This is a genomic window from Bacillus sp. BR3(2024) (assembly GCF_039134555.1).
In the GTDB taxonomy this organism is placed as follows: Bacteria; Bacillota; Bacilli; order Bacillales; family Bacillaceae_G; genus Bacillus_A; species Bacillus_A cereus.
On the sequence record NZ_CP152438.1, the window covers coordinates 184,702 to 207,955 of the forward strand.

Genomic DNA, 23,254 nt, shown 5'->3' on the forward strand with positions numbered 1-23,254 from the left:
CCCAAAACAATAAAAAACGAGCAAAATGCACCCATTTTTCGTACAGAGGGTATTACGAGATCTTAAGTTGATGGATGTGTGGCGAGACTATATGAAAGAAGGTTTTGCTTTTTTAACTCAAAACGGTCGTTTATAGTTAGATCAACTACTCACAGCTATTTATGTGATACCCATTTTTTTTAATGTAATCAAAGGTAGAACAGTTGCATCATGAATTTGCCAAATTCCTTGTATCTGTTGTCCCATATGGAAGAATCTCGTATATTTTTACAGCAAGTACTTGGGGAGATTCATTTGCCCCTCTTTTAAGCCAATCGTTAACAATATTATAGATACCGCCTGCTAAAAATAGGATTTGCATTCTGCTCATGTCATGATTGCGGGTAATATTCGCTTGAAAGACCTTTTCCATTGTGTAATTCAAATAATCAAGCATCATACTAGATATATTTGCATCAATTAACTTTCCTGATGGTTTCTGTGCGGACACAAATCCCTCTATGATATATTCAATAATTAACTGCATACTTTCATATGGATCCAAACTATCAACCTCTTTCAAGAAATGTTGAACAATTTCATCCACAGATGCTTGTACGACGTCGTAAACGTTGCGGTAGTATTTGTAGAATGTGACTCTGGCAACTCCAGCCTTTTTGCAAATAGCTGTTACAGTTATATCTTGCAGTTTATGTTCATGCAGCAGTGCGCTTAATGCCTCTTTAATGTATGTCTGAGAGTGTATACTGTCTTCTCTTGACTTTCTCAAAGCTAACACATCCCTTCATTCTGTTCGTTTTAAGTGAAAATCATCACATAGTGCTTGAAAGATGAAAATCCCCTGCTATACTTACAACTGTAAGTACAATTGTTAGCGTAGTGATAACGTCATTGTATAAAAGGACATTATTGCTGTCAATGTGTTCCATTTCCGTTGTTTCCTATTGGAAGTTTACCGCCATTTTACAAGTTATAAATAAGGAGGGATATTCAGATACAATTTATGATTAATATTTTAAAAACATATTATATTAATAATGCATAAATAAGTGTTTGTGCGTTTGTTGATTACAACATAAGAAAAAGTGAAATTTTCGACAAGAATAGGGTGAGGTTTAATTGGCAAAATATTTGTATAGGTTAGGACATTGGGCAGTAAATCATAGAAAAAAGGTTGTATTCAGTGCACTCGCAATGCTGATTGCATTTGTGCTTATTGGATTCAACATGGGCTCCTCTTTCAATGATGAGATGAGTATTCCGAATACACCGGCAGATAAAGCGGGAAAAGTAATTGAAAAAGAGTTTAAAGCGATGCAACCCGCAGGTGCACAAGTAAAAGTAGTATTTCAAGCACCAAAAAATGAAACCTTGGAATCAGCGGAAGTACAACAGAAAATTGCAGAAGTTCTAGGTAAGATTAAAAAAGATTCAGCTGTTGATTCTGTGGCAGCACCGATGCAACTGCAGAACCTTAGTGAAAATAAGAAAATTGGATATGCAGTTGTTACGTACAAAGTGGAAGCGGAAAAGGTCACAGAAGCTTCTAAGGATAAGATTTTAGATAGTATTGAAACAACAAGGGATGCCGGCATTCAAACCGAGCTATCAGGAGGCGATATTAAGTTTTCCGACTCAGAAACTTCAGGTATGACTGAAATTGTTGGAGTACTTGTTGCCTTCGTAGTCCTAACATTTACTTTTGTGTCTTTTCTAGCAGCTGGACTGCCGATTCTCACTGCGATAATCGGATTAGCGATTGGAATGCTAGGAATCATGATTGGAACCAATTACGTGGAAATCCAATCTGTTTCCTTAACATTAGCTGCCATGCTGGGACTCGCAGTAGGCATTGACTATGCGCTCTTCATTATCAATCGCTTTAGACAGCAGCTCGCACAAGGAGATTCTGTTCCAGAATCTGTTGCCATTGCAACGGGGACAGCGGGAAGTGCCGTAATCTTTGCAGGATTAACTGTTATTATTGGTCTTTTGGGACTGTCTGTTACAAAGATTCCATTCCTAATAGCGATGGGCGTATCCGCTGCTTTTACTGTGTTCATAGCTGTGGTGGTTTCCGTCGTCATATTACCGGCCATATTAGGACTTATAGGCCATAAGATTGCCCCATCTAAACAAAATCGATTCTTGCAAAAGTTGACAGGGTCAGGTAAGAAACGTACTGGTTCAAATAAATGGGGGGAATTTGTCGTACGACGTCCTCTGGTTGTTTCGATTTTCGCAATCGGACTACTTGCAGTGATTACGATTCCATTTTTCCATATGAACCTTGGGCTGCTTTCTGATGGAACATCAAAGTCCACAGAAACGACAGAACGAAGGGCATATGATTTATTGACGGAATCATATGGAGAAGGAATTCATGCCTCTTTAGCGATAGTGGCAAAATCGGAGGAAGCAACAGCTGAAACACAAAATGTTATGAGCACCATTACAAAAGAATTGGGTAACCTATCTGACGTGAAAAGTGTAACGCCAGCTATCCCTGGTCCTTCTGGAAAGATTTATATGATTTCAGTTACACCAAAAACAGGACCTGACGATACAAAGACGAAGGATTTGGTAAATGCGATTCGGGACAAATCGAACCAGACCGAGAAAGAAAATGGAATTGAACTAATGGTAACCGGCACAGCAGCGATGAATATTGATATTGTGCAGAAGCTGAGTGACGCCTTGCCAGTTTTCGCTGCTCTTATTGTGGGACTCGCATATGTACTTTTAGTTCTAGTGTTTAGATCTCTACTCATTCCATTAAAAGCAGTATTAGGGTTTCTACTGTCTCTTGGTGCTACGTTGGGAGCCGTGGTATTTTTCGTGCAGGATGGGCATTTCCAAAATTTATTTGGTTTCCCAGCTGCCAGTCCAATCTTAGCTTTCTTGCCTGTTATTCTGATTGGCATCCTGTTCGGACTTGCCATGGACTATGAGGTGTTCCTAGTGAGCAAGATGCGGGAAGTATATACGCATACAGGCGACCCGAAGAGAGCTATTTTAGAAGGAATGCGAGAGAGCGGTAAAGTTGTAGTCGCAGCAGGATTAATTATGATGTCTGTATTTATTGGATTCATGTTGGCACCTGATAGCATCATTAAATCCATAGGCATGGCTCTTACATTCGGTGTTTTCTTCGACGCATTCATCGTGAGAATGACAATCGTACCTGCGGTCATGGCTCTCATGGGTAAGTCAGCCTGGTACTTGCCAAAATGGCTGGATAAAATTTTACCTAACATTGATGTTGAAGGAGAAAGCATTATACATCACATGGAAAACAAAAGTGAAAAGATATATAAACAGAACAGTTAAAGTTAATTCATAGTTGTATTCATAAAAAACCGCTTCCCTATAAAAGAGAAGCGGTTTTTTAGAGAAAGTATAGATCCTCCTTCGCTAATTATGTAAATATATAAAAGGAACCAAGGTATTGCACTATCCATAAAGCAAAAAAGACGTTATCCTTTCTGTAGAATCATAAGAGAGGATGGCGTTTTTTGTATGTCTATTTCTGTATCTGACGAACTAAAACTATTCGCACAGGAGATTCAAAGCTTTTTATCCCCAAATATCTTACGAACTCTTGCTAGAGATGTCGGTTTTGTGCAACGAACCAGTAAGTACCAAGCAAAAGATTTAGTCGCTTTATGTGTATGGATGAACCAAAATGTCGCTACGACGTCTTTGACCCAGTTATCTAGCTGTTTAGAAGCATCAACAGAAGTACTCATCAGTCCTGAAGGACTGAATCAACGATTTAATCAAGCATCCGTCCAATTTTTACAACACATACTAGCTGAACTACTAAACCAAAAACTGGCCTCATATATGCCGATTTCTTCTCCATATATTTCTGTTTTCAAGCGTATCCGCATTTTAGATTCAACTGCATTTCAACTCCCAGAATCCTTTTCATTCGTTTATCCGGGTGCAGGGGGATGCAGCCATACAGCGGGAGTAAAGATTCAGCTTGAGTATGATTTATTAAGTGGACAATTCCTTCATATTCATACAGGTCCAGGTAAACAACATGATCGAACCTACGGTTCCCTGTGTGTCCCAACTGTAACAGCGAATGATTTATTTATCCGAGATTTAGGTTATTTTCATTTGAAAGATCTTCAACATATACAAGATAAAAAGGCTTATTATATCTCACGTATCAAATCGAATACACGTATTTATCAAAAAAATCCTAACCCTGATTATTTTAAAGATGGCAGAATTAAGAAAGGTACAGAGTATATCCAGATAGATATGGAGGTTTTAATGAACTCTCTTCACCCAGGACAAACATGCGAAATATCCAACGCTTATGTAGGAATGACTGATAAAGTCCCAACTCGTGTGATTGTTCATCGACTAACAAAAGAACAATAACAAAAACGATTACACGATCAAACTGTAAGAGAAAAAAAGAAAGGAATGAAGTATTCTGCTCGTAGTAAACGACTTAGCGGTATCAATGTATATATGACAAATACTTCTATAGATATTGTCCCGATGGGACAAGTACATGACTGGTATTCTTTACGTTGGCAAATCGAGATTTTATTTAAAACGTGGAAATCATTCTTTCATATTCATCATTGTAAAAAGATAAAACGAGAACGATTGGAATGCCATTTGTATGGGCAACTGATTGCCATTCTACTCTGTTCTTCTACCATGTTTCAAATGCGGCAATTACTTCTTATGAAAAAGAAACGAGAACTGAGTGAATATAAGGCACTATATATGATTAAAGATTACTTTTTTCTTCTTTTCCAAGCTATACAAAAGACACCCAAGAGCTATCAAAGATTCTCATTCGCCTGTTCAATCTCCTACAGCAAAACGGGAGAAAATCTCATAGGTATGAGAAGAAAACAGTCTTTGATATATTAGGTGTCGTTTACAATTGTACTATGTCTGATAATCAAGCGGCTTAAATCCCAAAAATGAAACCCGTTAGGGTTTATTTCGTATGCAAATCTTTAAATTCCCTATACGTAGCCTTTAGAAAAAAGCAACAGTCTCTACTATAATTGACGTTGTATGAGCTTAACTTGATAGCGATGGGGTTCAGCCACATGCCCATCAACTTAAGAATCTTTACAACCCCCAATTGTAAAAAAAACGTTATTCTTTCTAAAAAGCTAAATAGAAAGGATGACGTTTTTTTATGAATCTTTCGATTCAAGATGAACTACAACTATTTTCTGAAAAATTAAAGCGATATATTACACCCGCATTTTTAGCAGAACTTGCAAGAGAAATCGGATTTATAAAGCGAAAACATAAGTTTTCTGGCTTAGACTTAGCTACGATTTGTATTTGGATCAATCAACGAGTAGCAAATGCTTCCTTAGTACAATTATGTAGTAAACTTCATGCAGCCAATGGTACCTTACTCAGCCTTGAGGGCTTAAATACAAAGGCAGTTTTGTTTTTACAACATATTTTTCTTTATTGTTACAACAAAAATGCTGTGAACAAACACAGACTTTAGCATTTAAAACACATAAATATATTTATGCGTTTCAATAAAATATGAATACCATCTTAAAAAACTTTAGATAAATGTTAAAAAAAACTTTAGATAAACTTTATTTTTTCTTTCTATAATTCATACATGAATATGAAAAATTTCTTTAAAAGATACACAACTTTTTTTGTAGTATCGAGGGGGTAAATGACCTTTATTAAAAGGAAAAGTCTACAATTGACAAGGAGAACACTTTATGAGTAAGAGAATAAACGAATTAGATTCTATACGAGGACTAGCGGCTATCACAGTGGTATTTGGACACTTTTGTTTAATGCTACCATCGTTGCCTAATTCTATTAAATTTTCCCCGCTTAGGTTTTTATGGGCTGGTGGGGAAGCTGTAATCGTTTTTTATGTACTCAGTGGTTTTGTGCTATCTATGGCACTCTATCATTCAAAAACAAATTATTGGGGATATTTAATTAAGCGATTTGTACGAATCTATATCCCTTATTATTTCTGGATATTCATCACCTTTGCTTCATTTATTTGGTTTTCACCACATGAAGTTACGGGACTACGAGATTGGTTCTATGATAAGTGGCAAGGGCCAATAACAAAATTAGATATTATGAATCACTTTGTACTTCTTAATAACTTTTTTACGGATAATTATAATCCGGTTATCTGGTCATTAGCTCAAGAAATGCGTATATCTATCGTGTTTTCCTTGTTATTCCTTCTGTTTTATAAACAGAGTTGGAAGAAAACGATACTGTTTGCTATGAGCTTTTCTTTAATCGGTATTTTCCTTAATATGTTGCATATTGGGAAAGCTGAGGGGTTTTATAATGGTTATGCCGATACACTGCATTTCACATCTATGTTTATGGTTGGAATGCTACTTTTTAAACATCAGGAAAAACTTACTCAATTATATAAAAGGATGAAAAACTTAAACAGAAAACTTCTTATCGTATTAGGGATCTTTCTATATCTATATTCCATTATGATTTATGGGCTTTCTAGTAATGATACTACTTTCTTATTAAAAGATTGGGGTGTCGTAATTGGTGTGAGTATAATAATCATTACGGCAATGAATAACCTAAAGGTAAAAGCTATTTTAAATAAGGGCGTATTTGTATATTTAGGGGAAATTTCATATAGTATCTATTTATGTCATTTTCCAATCACGATGGTACTCTTTAAACTTTTGTATGCAAAGATACCCACCCTTTTTCTTCTTATCTTATGTATTACAACGACAATACTTTGTTCTATATTATCCTATCATTTAATTGAAAAGAAATGTATCAATTGGGCAAAACAAAGAACAGAAAAGTTCCAAAAAAAAGTGTGATATTTGTAGGGGTACGGAAACGATTCAAAGAATAACCCGCTTTGAAAAAACCTCCAATTCAGGCGGCTGTTTTTCTTTAAATTACCATATTAAACTTTGCACTTAAAAGAAATAATTTTGAGTCCGAAAAGGTACGAATTTTTAATACGAGGAGGAGTATATGAAGGATACGATTAAAACACGGTTTATTATATTATTCTATATTGGTATTTTAGGTTTAGGAACCATGCTTGGAATATTTTATGTTAAGCATAAAACCAATATTCAAAAAAAACAAGTGATTGCTGCCGAAAAACGTGTATTGCAATATGAGTCTACCTTGAAAAAAGAATTAGAAAAATATAATTTAGGAGAGAAAACAGCAGTTTTATTAGGAATTATGTACCAAGAGAGTAGAGGTGAGGGAAACGACCCTATGCAGTCTTCTGAATCACTGGGATTAAAGCCAAATGAAATTCAAGAGACAAGATTGAGCATTGAACAAGGGGTAAAACACTTTGCTCAAATGTACAAATATGGAACGGAAAAAGATGTTAGCATGGATACAATTATTCAAAGCTATAATATGGGACCAGGGTATATTGATTTTATTGCGAGTCAAGAAGTTAAACAACACTCGGAAGATTCGGCCAAAAATTTTTCTAAGATGAAAGTTGATCAAAATCCAGAGATGTACACTTGTGGTAGAAATAAAAATAATTTTAGGTATCCATATTGTTATGGTGATTTCACATATGCAACAAAGGTGAATGAAAAAGCAAAACTTATTGAAGAACTTCTCCGAAAAAATTCAAAATATAGTTCAGAAAATTTTTAATGCAAGAACTTTAAGATTCATGTGAGAGATCTATTAAATCAGGTCATAGTGATACCCGTATTCTAAAAATAGTCTGACTACATGTCTGGTTCAGGTAGTTTGGAGTAACTCATGCAAAGTAGGCAGGATTTAAAAAGCACTCTACCAAATCACGAAAATTTAGGTTTTACCATAGGTACCATTTTACGTTCAACAAAATAATATTAGTTTGATAATGTATCCATGTAAATAAACTTTGCTTATCCACACTAATCGTACACCTTTTTAAAGTAGTCTAATTAGTATGGATAATTTTGAGAATGTTCAATCTATCCTTATTATTGTAAAATTATATTAATAAATGTTAATGTACACATGAGAAACAGGATAGTTCCTATAAAAAGTAGATACAACAATGTCTAGGGGGGTAATGGTGGAAACAATAGCTTTTTTAAAAAAATTAGATAAGAAACTAATATTCATTTTATTTATATTATGTGTCACCAGTATTGTTGCAATATACAGTAGTCAGCAAACCGGGCAATACGGTAACCAAAATTTTGCTATGAAACAAATGGTAAATTACGCCATAGGTTTTGTTCTATTGTTAATGGTTGCCAATATCGATTTAGATCAATTACAAAAATTAGCTTGGCCGATTTATATTGTTGGGTTCATCTCAATTATCATTTTAAAAGTATTACCAGTGTCAAGTTTTACACCTGAAATATTAGGGGCAAAAAGATGGTTTAGATTTCCAATTATTGGTGCTATTCAACCAGCTGAATTTTTTAAGCTTGCCTTACTTCTTCTGGTCGCAAGTTTAGTCGTAAAACATAATGCACAGTATATAACACGGACATTTAAAACTGATTTACTTTTGATTGGTAAAATATTTTTGATAACTATTCCACCTGCGTTACTTGTATATAGTCAACCCGATACGGGAATGGTGTTCCTATATATAGCAGCCATTGCATGTATTATATTTATGTCAGGAATTCAAAAAAAGTTAATCGTACTATTTGCAGGGATTCCGATGACTGTATTGTCTGCTTTAATATTTATATACGAAAAATATCCAGATATTTTCTTCAATAAGTTAGTTACTTTATTAAAGCCCCACCAACAATCGCGAATTTTAGGCTGGTTAGATCCATTTCAGTATACAGATCAGGGATATCAAACTCAACAAGCACTTTTAGCTGTAGGTAGTGGAGGGATAGAAGGAAAAGGCTTCAGTTCTGGAAATGTTTATATTCCAGAAAAACATACTGATTTCATTTTTGCCACAATTGCCGAAGAAGGCGGTTTTATAGTTGCCACTTTTATAATATGTATATTCTTCTTAATGCTTTCCCGAATACTTATAATTGGTAATTCCGCAGATAATTTATTCGGCACCTTACTATGCGCAGGAATTGTAGGCGTTCTAATGTTACAATTTTTTCAAAATATCGGTATGATTGTGGGATTAATGCCTGTCAAAGGTATTGCACTTCCATTTTTATCATATGGCGGAAGCTCTTTATTTTCGAACATGCTAATGATGGGGCTTATTCTATCCACACGAAAAACATACAAAGAATATATGTTTTCAGTGAATCAGTACTAAATATCAAATGAGAAGTACTTATACCTTAAACTATTCGTAGAATAATATGTGATGAATAAAAAAGGTTACAGAGCTATAATTAAGTATTGTTAATAGACAGAGGGAGGAGAATAATAAACATTCTTCTCCCTTTGTCTGTAATTAGGGTTTGCATTATAAATATACGTTGTAAGGAATTGCTGAAATGAGTTTTAAGGTTACAAAGGGGAAGCACGCACATTTTAAACTCATCCATACACATAAAGCGACTAAATGCTTCGCTTGATACTTACTAATTCGTTGTACAAAACCAACATCTCTAGCAAGATTTCGTAAGATATTTGGAGATAAATAGTTTTGAATCTCTTGAGCAAATAGTTGTAATTCATCAGGTACAGAAATAGACATACAAAAACGCCATCCTTTCCTATGATTATACAGAAAGAATAGCGTACTTTTTCATTTTAGGGTGGATTTTGTTGTATTAGCTTGATAGCGATGTGATGATCCCCCTATTAATAAACTATAAAAAAGATTGATAAAAATAAGCTATTTTACCTCATGCAAATACATTATTTTGCAAAAAATCCATTTTTTTATATATAAAGAGTTCAACCCAAATTATTTCATCGTTTTTATTAAACTTTAAATTAATTCCTAAAATGATTGGTTCGATTAACTATCTTTCTTTAAATAATGGTTTGGTCTTTTCTAAAAATGATTTAGTACCTTCTCTGAAGTCCTCTGTGGACGCTATCAAACCGAAATAATCTGCTCCAAGACGTGCCGACTCTTCTAAAGTTAAATTACCTCCCCGATGAATTGCCTCCCAAGTCATTTTTACTGCGATAGGAGCCTGAGATAGAATTTCTTGGATAAGCGCTTCTGCTTCTGATAATAATTTATCAGGCTCAACAGTCCTATTAACCAGTCCTATTCTATAAGCTTCATCTGCGCTTATCGCGGTTCCAGTGAGCAACAGTTCTGTAGCACGCCCCTTACCTATGAGTCTGGGCAATCTCGTAGTTCCTCCAAATCCGGCAATAGCTCCAATACGGACTTCAGGGTGTCCTAATCTAGCATGATTAGCACAAATACGAATTGTACAGGATTCAGCTAACTCTAGTCCACCTCCTAGTGCAAATCCATTGATGGCAGCAACAACCACTTTTCCTAATGACTCGATTTTATGAGTAACCGTAACAGCCAACTGAGCTAAATCCCGTACTTCTAGTGAAGTGGCTTTATTGAGAAACTGAATGTCAGCACCTGCGGAAAATGCCTTTTCTCCGGCACCGATAATTATCAATGCTTTTACACTTGAATTAGTTTTAACCCTGTCCAAGGTGGAGGAAAGTTGCTCAAGAACATCTCGGTTTAACGCATTTAGTGATTCCGGTCTGTTTAATGTAATTCTTGCAATACCATTTTCCTCAGTGTAGAGGACGGCACTTTTGTTTAACATTTTAATCCCTCCAATAGTTTAGTGTGCAGACACAAAAGGCTACTAATCTCTATTGCTTCTTTTATAACATTAAGAGAGGATTTTTCCTGAAATGTCATCACCGATTGATTGCTCGTTCATAAGTGAGGTTATATTTAGAATATAATGCGCAATTCAAAAAAGTTTTTTATTCATCAATTTAATCTCGTAGGATGCCCTTGTGGCGAAACATCTTGCATTTTTAACCACGACTAATATTCAGACACTGAACCTATCCCACAATCCTCTTTAAACCGCTTTCAATGTAAAATGTTCTTCTTTGGACATAAAAATCCTCTTTAGGAAAAAATACTTAAGGGGGATTAGAAATATGGAAGGATCAGTCCGGATTGGGCACTACAATTTAAAGAAGAACAACTAAAAGGTACAATGGGAGCATTGTTGTTACTAGTTGGTGGAGTTATTTTCTTAAAACATAAAAATACATAAAAAGAGAAGTAAGGACGAGTTACGTAAAATTGAATATGATTACACGTAGTGAGAAACAAGAATTAGAAACGTGTATGATGTATTGATGGCTACATGTTATGGGGGGAGGATACTTGTTATTGGAAAAAGTATTTAGTGAAAACATAAATTGAATTGTTTGTATAAAAAACCTCCCAAAGGAGGTTTTTTATGAAGATAAACGTTTTGAAGCAGTCATCTTTTTAACTTTCATAATAATTTCACGTTCTAACATTTCATTTTTCTTACCAATTCGGCTTCCAATAAAGAAAACATCGATTAAAGCCCAGAAACCAAGCCCGCCAACAGTCAGTGTCATGGCAATTGCCATACCAAAGTCACGTGCGTAGTAGCGGTGACCACCAAGTCCGCCTAGAAAAAACCAAATTAGGTAAGCAAGTCCTTTTGATTTTTTCTTTTTCTCAAACTCTGAAGTAACAAGAACCATTTGATCCGTTGTTAAGTCCTTTTTCAATAGTAGGTTATCCATTAAAATTCTCCCTTTAAATGTAAGATATAATTATTCCGAATATAAATATATCATAATATTAACTTTAATGTAATAACCCAGAAAAATATTATTGGTAATTCAAAAATTAATGGTTAAATACAATTTAAAGAATATGGTCAATCATTTGTGTGAAATAGCTTGTATATACCATTTGGGATACTATAATTAATTTTCAATTTCATTTTAAGAATAACGGAAACAAAAGAGAAATCGAAACGAAATCATGAAAGAAACTATATTAAAAGCACTACGATTTAAAAATAGAAAAGGCCTCATCAAATAAAGATGACATTGGTGGGGCAGTTTCAAGTTGTATAAAATTTAAAGCGCATTTGTAGAATCATGGAGAAATAAGAGATTGTTTGTTCGGTTCGCATAGCGAATCTGTTATTTAATTAAAACAAGAGGTTTAGAAATATATAACATACATAATTATTATAGATGTCAATGGAATTCAAAAAAGATGAAACTGTTGAATACAGAAATAGCTTTTTCGATGTTGCCTAGCTTTATTAATGTCCTTTACAAAGGAGACAGATTACTTTATATATATAATCATTAAGAGTATGTTTTGTTGGATCAGTATTTCTCAATAACAACAGCTACACATCCCATTTACATTTATTGTATGTAAAGCGTATGCTAGATTTAGTTGTAATAAATGGAAGGGAGCTGTATTTTTGAACAGAAAAGTTTTTTCTTCAGTTTTACTATCGTCACTTTTGTTTTTAGGAGTAACTGGTTCAGGAGGAGTAGAGGCTTCTATGATTACACAAATAAAGTATAAACAAGGCGGAGCAAAGTACATATATACAAATGCACCAGAAAGTGTATACGATAATCCAAATATGGGATCAAACTTTGAAGCTGGTAAGTATGCTTACTACACAAATGAAAGAATATTAGAAGCAAATCAAGAGTATAGTGCTGAATTTTTTAATCGAAATTATACTGGAGGTCAATTGAAATTTGGATATGCTATACACAATGAAGATCGCCAACCGCGAACTATAAGAATTAAAAATATTGCTGTAAATGCAGCATATCCGGTTAGTTCTGATGGTTCATGGGATATAATGGGCATTACATCTAGTACTATAGTTCAATATGGAAATAGTAACAATGATCAAGTTATTACAATTCCAGCAGATGGGCATGTATTTATATTAGAAAAAGATGTAGAAAATACTTTTGCAGTTAATGGAAAAATTAAGTTTATTCCGAACGCAAAATTAACCCTACGTCAATTTGTTTCAAAGAAAAAACCAGATGGACAGTTCTCTAGCCCATCAGAAATTTTTGATCCTATAAAAACATCACAGGTTAAAAATTATAATAAAACTACTTCAACTGCTAATTATAATTACGATGAGAGGTATGCTGTTATTGATAATGTAACAACAAGTACCTTTTATGTAGGTTCAAAGACAAGTAAAGCCTATCCTCAACCTCGTGTTGGTATTAATGAATACGAAGCACCTATATGGTATCTAGAAAATTCTAACCCGACGCTTGAAGGAAACTATGGAATTGTTTATGATTTTCAATTTAAAAATGCGGCAGGAAAGAAAATTAGAATTAAGCCTGAAATTATATCAGAAAATGATAAGTCAACCGATCCAGAGAAATTCCCGCCACTAGCATTTTTTTCACAAGTAACGTACTGGACTTCAGGAACTTGGAAAAGTACAACCAAATTAACTAAACCTGATCAATATCATTATATAACTATTCCAGCAGATCAACATGTGAAATTTATATTACCAGGTGGTAATAATGGCAATAATCTTTTTGAAATTATAGAATAATGTTTTGGAAGTTAGAATTAAATAAATAGACAGAGTCATATTGTTGATGCTAATTTAAATAAAAATGTAAGAGAATAAAAAAATCGTCAGTTGCTTTTTAAAAGCGCTGACGATTTTTTGTATAGTCTCATAGCTAGACTTAATTATTAAAAGTTAAATAAATTTCTATATAGTGTAAATTAAAGAAATTAAATAGGAATTGGGGGCTATATTTGTTTTAAAGGGATTGAGGTGGATCTAATTTCATTGAATCTATCATAACTTTAATATTTTTCAAATTACCTTTAACAGATAGTTTCACTTTTTCAATTTCCAATGTTTTTGAAAAATCTTCATTTCCTATTGAACCAATTAACTGATCTAATTCATTAGTCCATGTAATGTTAGTAGCTTGAATCATTGCCTTAATCGTAGGTATATCTGCGTAGCCAGTATACATAATTCCATCAATTACTTTTCCGTTTTCTCCTAACATGACACTTATCCATTTCATATCTTGATCTGATTTATCTACTTCTTTAGGGTAATAAAACCTATATGTATTGGATTGCTTTTCTAGTTCAAGATTAAATGGAAGAATTTCAATACCTTGTTTAGATACAGTGCTCTTAATGTTATTATAGTTTTTTAAATATTCTTCTGCTGTCATATGTTTAAGTGCAACTTTTTCTTTTACATCCACTGGTTCTTTTTCGGGTGCTTCTATTTTGTTGAGAGTATCTTTGTGTTCTATATCTGTGCAGCCTAAAAGGCTAGCCGCTATCAGAAATGTTCCGAGTATAAGTATTTTCTTTGGCATAAAAATCTCTCCTTAAGTGATATAGGAAAAATGCCGAAAGAGTTAATATCCTTAACAGTTTCGGCATTTTTCAAGTTTGGATACTTGAATTTTTTTATAACGAAAAAGAATCATTTATATGATCTAATTGATTTAAGAAAGAACAGTACAACTAGTCCTGAAATAAATAATAAGACCCCATTTATTAATAAGATTAATGGTGGACCATAAATGTCAGCGAAAAATGAGGAAATTGCTAAAGCGACTGGTGATGCAATACTCGTAAGAGAACCAAGTGTTCCAAAAGTCCTTCCCTGTAACTCAGGATCTACCTCAACTTTAATAATCACATTGACAAGCAATGTACAAAATGAAAAAAGTATTCCTAAGAGGAGAATTAATGGTACTGCGTAAAGAACAGATGGAGCAAAAGATAGCCCTACAAAGATTGGAGCTAGTAAAACCATACTAAGGATTATCCACCAACCCCGTCGATGTAACTTATTATCAAAAAAGATAATAATGCCTGCGCCTAACATATAACCTATTGGAATGCTAGATTCAATTATCCCAAATTCAATCGGATTTGCTTTCCACACTTTTACAGACATTACTTGAATAAGCATTAATGAAGCAGTGAAAAATGTGATTAAAGTAGGCGAGAGTATAATAACAGATTTAGCAAAAGGGTTCTGCCATATATACTTGAATCCTGCAACAAGGTCCTCCTGAAATGAATTTTTGATTCCTGTTTTTTTTGTAGAATTAGGAAACTTTCCACTTAACAGCACTAAAATAGCGGATAACATAAAAGTAACTGCGTCAACTGAGATAGCAATGCTACCACCAAATGCTGCAACTACAACGCCCCCTATAGCTAGCCCCGAAATACGAGATACATTATCTGCTACATTTAATACTCCAGTAGCTTGTTGAACTTTGTCTTTTCCTACAATATCAACTAAGGAAGCATGGAATGCAGGAGACTGAAATAATCCTGCACAAGAAGTAAGAGCGGTTAAGATAATAATAAGAATAAAGGGGGTACCGGGTATTGCAATACAAAATGCGATACTTAGTATTAAAAGACTTCTTATTATATCTGTTATCCACATTAGTTTTCTGCGATCTACCCTATCTGCAACAGTACCTGCAATGGAAGAAAACAACATGCTCATGACCATATGAGTTATGGCAATTGTAGACATCAATTTGGCACTTCCTGTTGCTTGTAGTACCCAAAGGTTTAAAGCAATACTGTGAAATGAATTTCCGAACATTGATAAGGTATAACCTGTAAATACAAAAGTAAATGTACGATTTTTCCATAATGTCTTTTTCGAAGAAACAGCAAGAGCGGAATCTAATTCGACCTGTTGTTGCATAGTATTGTCACCTCACAAATTTAAGTATCTAATTTATAAAAATTTGTTTGCAAACTAATAGTGGTGAACTTTAGTAATCAAGTTAATTAGATGATTAATGAAATGGAATCTAATTGTAAAATAGATATATTGATATAATATATTGTTATTTTGAGGTAAAAACGGTAGGTATGAAATGGATTTAAGTACATACATGTTTGAAAAATAAAACGCAATATAAATTGACCATAGAAATCTTAGAATGTAAGTGGATTTAAATTGTTATGAAATTAAATTACTAGAAAATATCTACTAATGGCATTATTAAATTTGTAGAAGTAAATCTTTAATTTATAGAGAAAATTTTAAATAGCATTTAGGAAGGAACATTTTAACTGTACAATAATGTTTTAATTTTTATATAAGATTTTTGCAAATAAAATATTTCTCCAGATTATTTTGAAATTTCTTTACAGCTTTTCCCTAGGTTTTTAATATTTGTAAGATCGAAAGCTATATTTATATTTTATAGTTTATTTTGGAATATAAGATTGGTATTAGTAGTATAAATAGTATTTTTATTAATAATCTAGTATTTATTTTTAATACTCCTCTCCGCATAAAGTTTTACCAAATATTTTCAGGTGAATATTACCAAATAAAAAATGTTTTGTCTATGTATTTTATTGGGGCTATATTTTGTAAACATAATTCTATGTAAGAATTTTCTATATTTACCTCCCCTATATAATGACATTTTTTCCCTTACTTCGACATAAATCAAATGGTACAGTTTATAGGACAAATATAGAACCCACTTGTAGACATTATTTTGTATGAAAAATTGAATCGAAACATGAGTTACTAGTTAGGAGGCGAAATATATTTTAACTATTTTTCAAATAGTACTTAAGGGTAGAGTGCTAAACGTTTGAAAATAGCTGGTAAATGCTTCTATGGGATGGAGGTTGTCATTTGAAAGAAAAAGATAAGCTTAAGGTGAATGGGAACAACGTTAATTTTTCTAAAGATATAATCTATCAAATTGTAACGGACAGATTCCATAATGGATGCCCATCATATAATCCCAAAGGGGGATTATACGATGAATCTAGGAAAAATAAAAAGAAATACTTTGGTGGAGATTGGATAGGGATTATTGAAAAATTAAATACAAATTATTTTACTGAACTAGGTGTGACGTCATTATGGATATCTCAACCGGTAGAAAATATCTTTACTCCAATAAATGATTTGGTAGGAAGTACTTCATATCATGGATATTGGGCTCGTGATTTTAAAAGAACAAATCCTTTTTTTGGGACATTTGAAGACTTTCAAACCTTAATAACAACCGCTCATGCAAAAGATATAAAAATTATTATGGATTTTGCACCTAATCACACTTCGCCTGCATTACATGATGATGCGACCTATGCTGAAAATGGTAGATTATATGATAATGGATTGTTACTTGGTGGATACGATAATGATTACAATCATTATTTTCATCATAATGGTGGAACGGATTTTGAAGAATATGAAGACGGAGTTTATCGTAATTTATTTGATCTTGCAGATCTAAATCATCAAAATATAGCTATTGATTTGTATTTTAAAGAAGCTATTAAACTATGGCTAGACCAAGGGATAGATGGTATACGAGTTGACGCAGTAAAACACATGTCATATGGCTGGCAAAAAAGTTGGCTAAATTCAATCTATAATTATAGACCAGTATTTATTTTTGGTGAATGGTATATCAATCCGAATGAGAATGACCATAGAAATATTCATTTTGCAAATAATAGTGGTATGAGTTTATTAGATTTTAGTTTTGCTCATAAAGTACGTGAAGTTTTTCGAGATGGAATGGATTCCATGCATGGATTACACAAAATGATTGAAGAAACATATCAAATTTATAATGATGTAAATAATCTTGTTACTTTTATTGATAATCATGATATGGACCGTTTTCACATTAATGGACAAAGTAAACGTAGAATAGAACAATCATTAGCATTCTTGTTAACTTCAAGGGGAATACCTTCTGTATACTACGGTACAGAGCAATATATGGTTGGAAATGGAGATCCGAACAATCGTGGTCAAATGGAATCTTTTGATGTGAATACAGATAACTTTAAGATAATACAATCTTTATCTTCGCTTCGTAGTTTAAATTATGCACTTCCATATGGAAATACCAAAGAAAGATATATAACGGATGATATTTATGTATATGAAAGGTACTTTGGAAGTGATGTGGTATTAATAGCGTTGAATCGAAATTTAACAGAAGGATATGAAATAAAAGATGTTAAAACAATTCTTCCTTCTAGAAAGTATAAGGACATATTAGTTGGTCTTTTAGATGGTGAAACAATTAGAGTTGAAAATAATAATATAGATTCATTATGGCTTGGACCTGGGTCAGTACATGTTTGGCACCATAAAGGAGTAAATAGTATACCTTTAATAGGAACTGTGGGACATAAAATGACAACCGTTGGTCAAATAGTTTGTATTGAAGGATGTGGCTTTACTTCTAAAAAAGGATCAGTATTATTTGAAGAAAAAGAGGCGGAAGTTGTTTCGTGGTCACATACTAGTATAAAAGTAAAAGTTCCAGCAGTGAACGATGGTAAATATGAAATTACTGTTGTAACAGATACAGGAACTAGGAGTAATATCTATAAACATGTAGAGGTCTTAAATACAAAGCAAGTTTGTATTCGATTTGTTATTGAAAATGGATATGAAATACCAGAGAGTGAAATTTTTATAATGGGGAACACATATTCATTAGGAAATATGAATCCTTGCAAGGCAGTAGGGCCATTTTTTAATCAAATAATGTATCAATTTCCTACGGGTTATTTTGATATAAGTGTTCCGGCTGATACCTTGCTTGAATTTAAATTTATTAGAAAGATCAATAACACACTATTGATTGAAGGAGGAGAGAATCATAAGTATCGGACCCCGAGTTTTGGAACTGGAGAAGTAGTTGTAAAATGGCAAACTGCAGAAAAAACTATCTTGGTGGAGTCTTAACTATGGGGGTCTACTTTTTTACAATTGTAATTAAAATTGGGGGAATTTCATTTTGGTAGCTAAAATAAAAGCTTATACTGAAAAATTCTCTTAAAAGTTAATAAAGGGTACGGTTTTAAAGAAAAAAACTAGAAAAGAGCTGTATTAATGAAAGTGAAAAATAGAAAATTGGAGGTTACTATGGAACGAGCTTCTAAAGTGATTACGATTGAAAATTTTCATTCTGAAATACTTGAGAATAGTAGGAAACTATTTATATATTTACCACCTGGTTATGAAAGCAATTCGTACCAAAAGTATCCTGTATTATATATGCATGCTGGGCAGCGCTTGTTTGAGCCAGTAATAAAAAATGATGAATCATGGAATGTCCACAAAACGACTGATATGCTAATTTATGAAGGTAAAATTCAAGAGATAATAATAGTAGGTATAGCACATAAAAGAATCATAGAAAATAATGAGTTTTGTCATTTCATTTCACCAGATAAACATATAGAATGCTCAGGTTTATTATATGAAAAATTTATAATCAATGAGGTGAAACCTTACATTGATGAAAATTTTAGAACATTGACTAATGCTGAAAATACAGCTCTAATAGGGTCATCAGCAGGTGGTTTATCAACTTATAATATTGGTTTCCGCAATCCTGAAGTGTTTGGAAAAATTGGGATGTTATCTCCATTCTTTGTGAAAGTTGAAGATGACCATTCGGAATTAAAATTATTTGAAATGTATGAAGGAAAAAAAGACTTGAAAATATGGATGGATATAGGTAGTGCGGAAGGTTTTTTCTTGGTAAAACATGTGAGAGATATTGCAGAAACTTTATTGAAAAATGGTTACAAATATAGAGATGATTTAATTTTTTATCAGGATCCAAATGGTGCACATTTTGAGAAAGACTGGGGAGAACGTATGCATCTACCATTAATATATTTCTTTGGAGATGTTGGTAATATAGTTAATGTTACATTAGATGGTCGAGATGTAGTTGGATTAAATGGAATGAAAGTGAAAATTAATCCAATTGTTACGTACGATAGTGGTTTTGAAATGAGTGTTTTAGATGGTGTATTTTTAGTTGATAACCCAGATGTGCTAGAGGTTATGGGGGATGGAACAATTATACCTAAGAAAATAGGAGAAGCCGAAGTTACCTTTGTGACACAAGGTGTAAAAGGAATACCTAAAAAATATAAGGTAATAGAAACATTATCAGAATTTGTGGATGTTTCTGTAACAGTCGAAGTACCTGAAAATACACCAGTTGGTGAACGAATTTATATGAGTGTAGGCATGATACTAGATAGAATAGAAAAAAATCGTTTTGCAGGGAATTTTAAAGTGCCAAGGGACCTTGCATGCAGGTTTAAGTTTTCAAGAGGCTTTAGGCTCTTTGAAGTGGATAAATTAGGACAACCTATTCCAAATAGAAAATTTAAAGCTACTAAGGACTTACAGTTGAATTATACTGTTGAGAACTGGATAGGGCTGTAAAAAAATAAATATGGGGTGAGTGCTGTAGTGAAAATGAAAGAATTAATTCCAACTTTTGATGTCCCTTATTATTATTCATGCTATATACCAATTCTTCACGATAAATTAAAAAGTATGGGTAGCATTAGTTACATGAGTTTAATAGCTAATGAAGAATTATATAGTATACCAGCATATCGAATGGATACTGTCACATCGGTACCTTCTGTAGCAAGATATACACAGTTGTTAGAATATAATCAAACATTTCGTATGGAGAAACATGTATATTCTAATTTTGAAAAGGGGCTTCAATATATAAAAGAATGTTTGAATCGTCAAGAAGTATTTATTGCATTAGGAAGCACCTTTTTTCTACCATATAGTAATGATTATTTGAACCCCAAATTTATAAAAAGTCATATAGATGTCCATACGGATAAATATGTTACAGACCATTACCTCGCAATTAACAAACTTACAGAAGATAGAGTATTTGTTCAAGATCCAGTTCCTAATAAATTTATGGGTGAGATATCAATGGAGGAGTTCCATTCTTTTTGGAAAGGAGGAAAAGCTATACCTGAATTGGCTCAAGCAAAAGGTATAGAAAAAATTTCATCTTACTCATCAATTGATGTGATTATACAGGAAAAAATAAGCAAGGAAAATCTTAAAGATATTTTTTTGAGAACACTAAAAAAAATATCAAGTGAGTATGTTCGAGGTTTAATTATGCAAAAAAACAATAAGATATATTATTTTGGAAAGATTGCAGCCCTTGAACTTAAAGAAAATATAAATGAAGATTTTCATAAACAAAGAAATATGTTTCCTTTGTATTTGAAATGTTTATTTGATATGAGATGGAGTAGATATTTTTTATATGACTTACTTATAGACATGAACGAGTTATTTAAAGATAAATTTATTCATATTACTAGTGAGTTAATGGATATAAAACAATCATGGGAAAGACTGTATAAGATTGCACATATTAAATTATTAAAAAAAGATAGTAACTTAAGTGATCTCGAATCTTTTAATTTGATAATGATGGATATTATTAATAGAGAGTGTGTCTTACATGAGAATATTTTATTTCTTCTGCAACATAATTATAGCCTTCAGTCTTAATAGGGGAAAGATAATTGAGAGAAGGAGAGTAAGGCTACTACGTATACTTACAAACTTTATCAGTAGAAGAATAAGTGTATTTAGTGTTCATATTATACAGTACTAGAGTTGCTGGAAGGGAATCTTCATAGTAAAAAGATGATTCATAAAAGGAGTGTATTTACTTGAAAGATACAAATAAAGAAAAAATTATTCAGATTGTATTGTGCTGTGTTGAAGAAGTGAATGAAAATCTTGAAAATAAAATTGATCTTGAAAAAGGCTTGAAAGCACATCTTTATGATTGGGAGGGGTATTTAGATTCGTTAGGGCTGGTATCTTTACTGGTAAGTATTGAACAAGGATTAGAAGATGAATTAGGTTTATCAGTTGATTTGGTGAATTTAGATACAATGTCACAACATAATAGCCCATTTAAAACAATAGAAGCATTAGTTGCGTATATTTTAGAATGCCAGGAACAATTAAAATCACTAACATAACAAAATATTAAAGGAGAAAATTAAAAAGGAGGTTAGGTATGTATATTGATTTTTTATTTGAAAGATTTGAAATGAATAAAGATTGCGAAGCCATTGTTTGGAAGGAGAAAACTTACACATATGAGTGGTTTCTAAATCAAATAAAGATTTATACAAAGGAGTTAAATGAACATCGAAAGATAGATTATACAACAGTCTCTTTGGAAGCTGATTATTCTCCATACTCTATAGCAATGTTTTTAGCACTTATTGAATTAGGGTGTACTGTAGTACCGATCTTAAATTCATTGGTTGAAAGTAAGAAGAAAGAATACTATGAAATAGTTGAATTAGAAAATGTGATTAAAGTTGAAAGCGGAAGCTTTGAAATAATTAATATACAAAGAGATTACATTCAAAATGAATTATTATTACAACTGAAAAAGTTAAAACATCCAGGATTAGTATTGTTTTCATCTGGTACAACTGGACGTAGTAAAGCAATTGTACATGATTTTACATTACTTCAAAAGAAGTACAGTGTTGCAAGGAGTGCAAAACGCGTTATACCATTTATGTTATTTGATCACATTGGAGGAGTGAATACTCTATTCCAAATCATTTCCAGCTCAGGGTGTTTGGTAATTATTGATGATCGTAGCCCTAATCGAGTATGTAACATGATTGAGAAACATCAAGTACAAGCTTTACCCGCATCACCAACTTTTATAAATCTACTTATACTGAGTGAGGTTTATAAAAAGTATAATTTAAATAGTTTGCAGACCATTTCTTATGGATCAGAAGTTATGCCTGAGGCTACACTAAGTAAAATAAACGAAATATTCCCTCATGTTAAAATTACACAAATGTATGGGTTGTCAGAATATGGAGTTTTATATTCACAATCTAAATCGAATGATTCTTTGTGGATCAAACTAAGCGATAAGAATATTGAGTCAAGAGTAGTGGATGGAATGTTGCAGATCAAATCAATGTCTACAATGATTGGTTATATTAATGCTCCAAGTCCATTTACTCAAGATGGCTGGCTTATGACAGGAGATATGGTGGAAGTAGATGGAGATTATATTAAAATTTTAGGAAGAAAATCAGAGATTATAAATATTGGCGGAGAAAAAGTATTTCCAGCTGAAGTTGAAAATGTAATACAGCTAATGGATGGAGTAGAGGAGGTTGCTGTTGTTGGTGAAAAAAATGGAATCACAGGGCAAATGGTTAAGGCTGTGGTTAAATTAAGAACAAATGAAAGTGTAAGTGAATTTAGAAAGCGATTAAGAGAGTTCTGTAAAGATAAACTACCATTATATAAGATTCCACAGAAAGTGGTATTAACAACTGAGAAAATGCATACAGAGCGTTTTAAAAAAGATAAGAAGGTATTTATGTAACCAAAAGTTGAAGTCCTTTTATACAATAATTTAAAAGTAAATTATAAAT

15 protein-coding genes and 5 pseudogenes are annotated in these 23,254 nt (G+C 32.8%); 13 read left to right on the top strand and 7 right to left on the bottom strand.

Annotation, left to right across the window (positions count from 1 at the left end; translation table 11 throughout):
- Positions 1 to 208: 208 nt before the first annotated feature.
- A complete protein-coding gene (locus V7S45_RS28340) occupies positions 209 to 769 on the bottom strand; it encodes a TetR/AcrR family transcriptional regulator (protein WP_342762120.1) in 561 nt (186 codons plus the stop codon).
- 350 nt (positions 770 to 1,119) lie between these two features.
- Between V7S45_RS28340 and V7S45_RS28345 the strand changes: the two genes are divergently transcribed.
- From V7S45_RS28345 to V7S45_RS28365, 5 genes and pseudogenes are all read left to right on the top strand, one after another.
- Complete coding sequence (locus V7S45_RS28345; RefSeq protein ID WP_342762121.1) at positions 1,120 to 3,330, top strand: MMPL family transporter; 2,211 nt, start codon at positions 1,120 to 1,122, stop codon at positions 3,328 to 3,330.
- A 189-nt stretch (positions 3,331 to 3,519) separates the two neighbouring features.
- Positions 3,520 to 4,949 (top strand): annotated as a pseudogene (locus V7S45_RS28350) (IS4 family transposase).
- A 233-nt stretch (positions 4,950 to 5,182) separates the two neighbouring features.
- Positions 5,183 to 5,499: pseudogene (locus V7S45_RS28355) on the top strand (IS4 family transposase); the annotation flags it as partial.
- Between the two features lie 242 nt (positions 5,500 to 5,741).
- Positions 5,742 to 6,851, top strand: coding sequence for an acyltransferase (locus V7S45_RS28360; protein WP_342762122.1), 1,110 nt, complete (start codon positions 5,742 to 5,744; stop codon positions 6,849 to 6,851).
- 160 nt (positions 6,852 to 7,011) lie between these two features.
- On the top strand, positions 7,012 to 7,668 hold the full coding sequence (locus V7S45_RS28365; protein ID WP_342762123.1) for a lysozyme family protein: 657 nt from the start codon (positions 7,012 to 7,014) through the stop codon (positions 7,666 to 7,668).
- A gap of 169 nt (positions 7,669 to 7,837) precedes the next feature.
- Here the strand turns inward: V7S45_RS28365 and V7S45_RS28370 are convergent.
- Positions 7,838 to 7,915: pseudogene (locus V7S45_RS28370) on the bottom strand (IS6 family transposase); the annotation flags it as partial.
- A gap of 162 nt (positions 7,916 to 8,077) precedes the next feature.
- Here V7S45_RS28370 and V7S45_RS28375 point away from each other — a divergent pair.
- Positions 8,078 to 9,262 carry an FtsW/RodA/SpoVE family cell cycle protein gene (locus V7S45_RS28375; protein WP_088346785.1) on the top strand — a complete coding sequence of 395 codons (1,185 nt, stop codon included), beginning with the start codon at positions 8,078 to 8,080 and terminating at the stop codon, positions 9,260 to 9,262.
- Between the two features lie 225 nt (positions 9,263 to 9,487).
- Here the strand turns inward: V7S45_RS28375 and V7S45_RS28380 are convergent.
- The 3 genes and pseudogenes from V7S45_RS28380 to V7S45_RS28390 all read right to left on the bottom strand — a co-directional run.
- Positions 9,488 to 9,649 (bottom strand): annotated as a pseudogene (locus tag V7S45_RS28380) (IS4 family transposase); the annotation flags it as partial.
- 271 nt (positions 9,650 to 9,920) lie between these two features.
- Positions 9,921 to 10,706: an enoyl-CoA hydratase-related protein gene (locus V7S45_RS28385; RefSeq protein ID WP_088346789.1), complete on the bottom strand. Its 786-nt coding sequence runs from the start codon at positions 10,704 to 10,706 to the stop codon at positions 9,921 to 9,923.
- A gap of 655 nt (positions 10,707 to 11,361) precedes the next feature.
- Positions 11,362 to 11,682: a TM2 domain-containing protein gene (locus V7S45_RS28390; RefSeq protein WP_342762124.1), complete on the bottom strand. Its 321-nt coding sequence runs from the start codon at positions 11,680 to 11,682 to the stop codon at positions 11,362 to 11,364.
- A gap of 79 nt (positions 11,683 to 11,761) precedes the next feature.
- Here V7S45_RS28390 and V7S45_RS28395 point away from each other — a divergent pair.
- Positions 11,762 to 12,054: pseudogene (locus V7S45_RS28395) on the top strand (IS3 family transposase); the annotation flags it as partial.
- Between the two features lie 329 nt (positions 12,055 to 12,383).
- On the top strand, positions 12,384 to 13,511 hold the full coding sequence (locus tag V7S45_RS28400) for a copper amine oxidase (RefSeq protein ID WP_342762125.1): 1,128 nt from the start codon (positions 12,384 to 12,386) through the stop codon (positions 13,509 to 13,511).
- A 217-nt stretch (positions 13,512 to 13,728) separates the two neighbouring features.
- Here the strand turns inward: V7S45_RS28400 and V7S45_RS28405 are convergent, their stop codons facing one another.
- Together V7S45_RS28405 and V7S45_RS28410 are read right to left on the bottom strand one after the other, a co-directional pair.
- Positions 13,729 to 14,310: a hypothetical protein gene (locus V7S45_RS28405; RefSeq protein WP_342762126.1), complete on the bottom strand. Its 582-nt coding sequence runs from the start codon at positions 14,308 to 14,310 to the stop codon at positions 13,729 to 13,731.
- A gap of 110 nt (positions 14,311 to 14,420) precedes the next feature.
- On the bottom strand, positions 14,421 to 15,674 hold the full coding sequence (locus V7S45_RS28410; protein WP_342762127.1) for an MFS transporter: 1,254 nt from the start codon (positions 15,672 to 15,674) through the stop codon (positions 14,421 to 14,423).
- A 954-nt stretch (positions 15,675 to 16,628) separates the two neighbouring features.
- On the opposite strand from V7S45_RS28410, the gene V7S45_RS28415 reads away from it, so the two are divergent.
- The 5 genes from V7S45_RS28415 (at position 16,629) to V7S45_RS28435 (ending at position 23,205) form a co-directional block, all read left to right on the top strand.
- Complete coding sequence (locus V7S45_RS28415) at positions 16,629 to 18,713, top strand: alpha-amylase family glycosyl hydrolase (protein ID WP_342762128.1); 2,085 nt, start codon at positions 16,629 to 16,631, stop codon at positions 18,711 to 18,713.
- Positions 18,714 to 18,893: 180 nt separating this feature from the next.
- Positions 18,894 to 20,216, top strand: a complete 1,323-nt coding sequence (locus V7S45_RS28420; RefSeq protein ID WP_088346797.1) for an alpha/beta hydrolase-fold protein — start codon at positions 18,894 to 18,896, stop codon at positions 20,214 to 20,216.
- Between the two features lie 27 nt (positions 20,217 to 20,243).
- Entirely contained in the window at positions 20,244 to 21,332 is a 1,089-nt protein-coding gene (locus V7S45_RS28425; protein ID WP_088346799.1) for a hypothetical protein, read from the top strand.
- Between the two features lie 164 nt (positions 21,333 to 21,496).
- Positions 21,497 to 21,814, top strand: coding sequence for a hypothetical protein (locus V7S45_RS28430; protein ID WP_016082896.1), 318 nt, complete (start codon positions 21,497 to 21,499; stop codon positions 21,812 to 21,814).
- Positions 21,815 to 21,852: 38 nt separating this feature from the next.
- Positions 21,853 to 23,205 carry a fatty acid--CoA ligase family protein gene (locus tag V7S45_RS28435; protein ID WP_088346801.1) on the top strand — a complete coding sequence of 451 codons (1,353 nt, stop codon included), beginning with the start codon at positions 21,853 to 21,855 and terminating at the stop codon, positions 23,203 to 23,205.
- Positions 23,206 to 23,254: the final 49 nt, after the last annotated feature.

Coding starts and splice junctions, on each gene's coding strand:
- V7S45_RS28360 (WP_342762122.1), top strand. CDS start 5,742: ATGAGTAAGAGAATAAACGAATTAGATTCTATACGAGGACTAGCGGCT.
- V7S45_RS28365 (WP_342762123.1), top strand. CDS start 7,012: ATGAAGGATACGATTAAAACACGGTTTATTATATTATTCTATATTGGT.
- V7S45_RS28375 (WP_088346785.1), top strand. CDS start 8,078: ATGGTGGAAACAATAGCTTTTTTAAAAAAATTAGATAAGAAACTAATA.
- V7S45_RS28385 (WP_088346789.1), bottom strand. CDS start 10,706: ATGTTAAACAAAAGTGCCGTCCTCTACACTGAGGAAAATGGTATTGCA.
- V7S45_RS28390 (WP_342762124.1), bottom strand. CDS start 11,682: ATGGATAACCTACTATTGAAAAAGGACTTAACAACGGATCAAATGGTT.
- V7S45_RS28405 (WP_342762126.1), bottom strand. CDS start 14,310: ATGCCAAAGAAAATACTTATACTCGGAACATTTCTGATAGCGGCTAGC.
- V7S45_RS28410 (WP_342762127.1), bottom strand. CDS start 15,674: ATGCAACAACAGGTCGAATTAGATTCCGCTCTTGCTGTTTCTTCGAAA.
- V7S45_RS28420 (WP_088346797.1), top strand. CDS start 18,894: ATGGAACGAGCTTCTAAAGTGATTACGATTGAAAATTTTCATTCTGAA.
- V7S45_RS28435 (WP_088346801.1), top strand. CDS start 21,853: ATGTATATTGATTTTTTATTTGAAAGATTTGAAATGAATAAAGATTGC.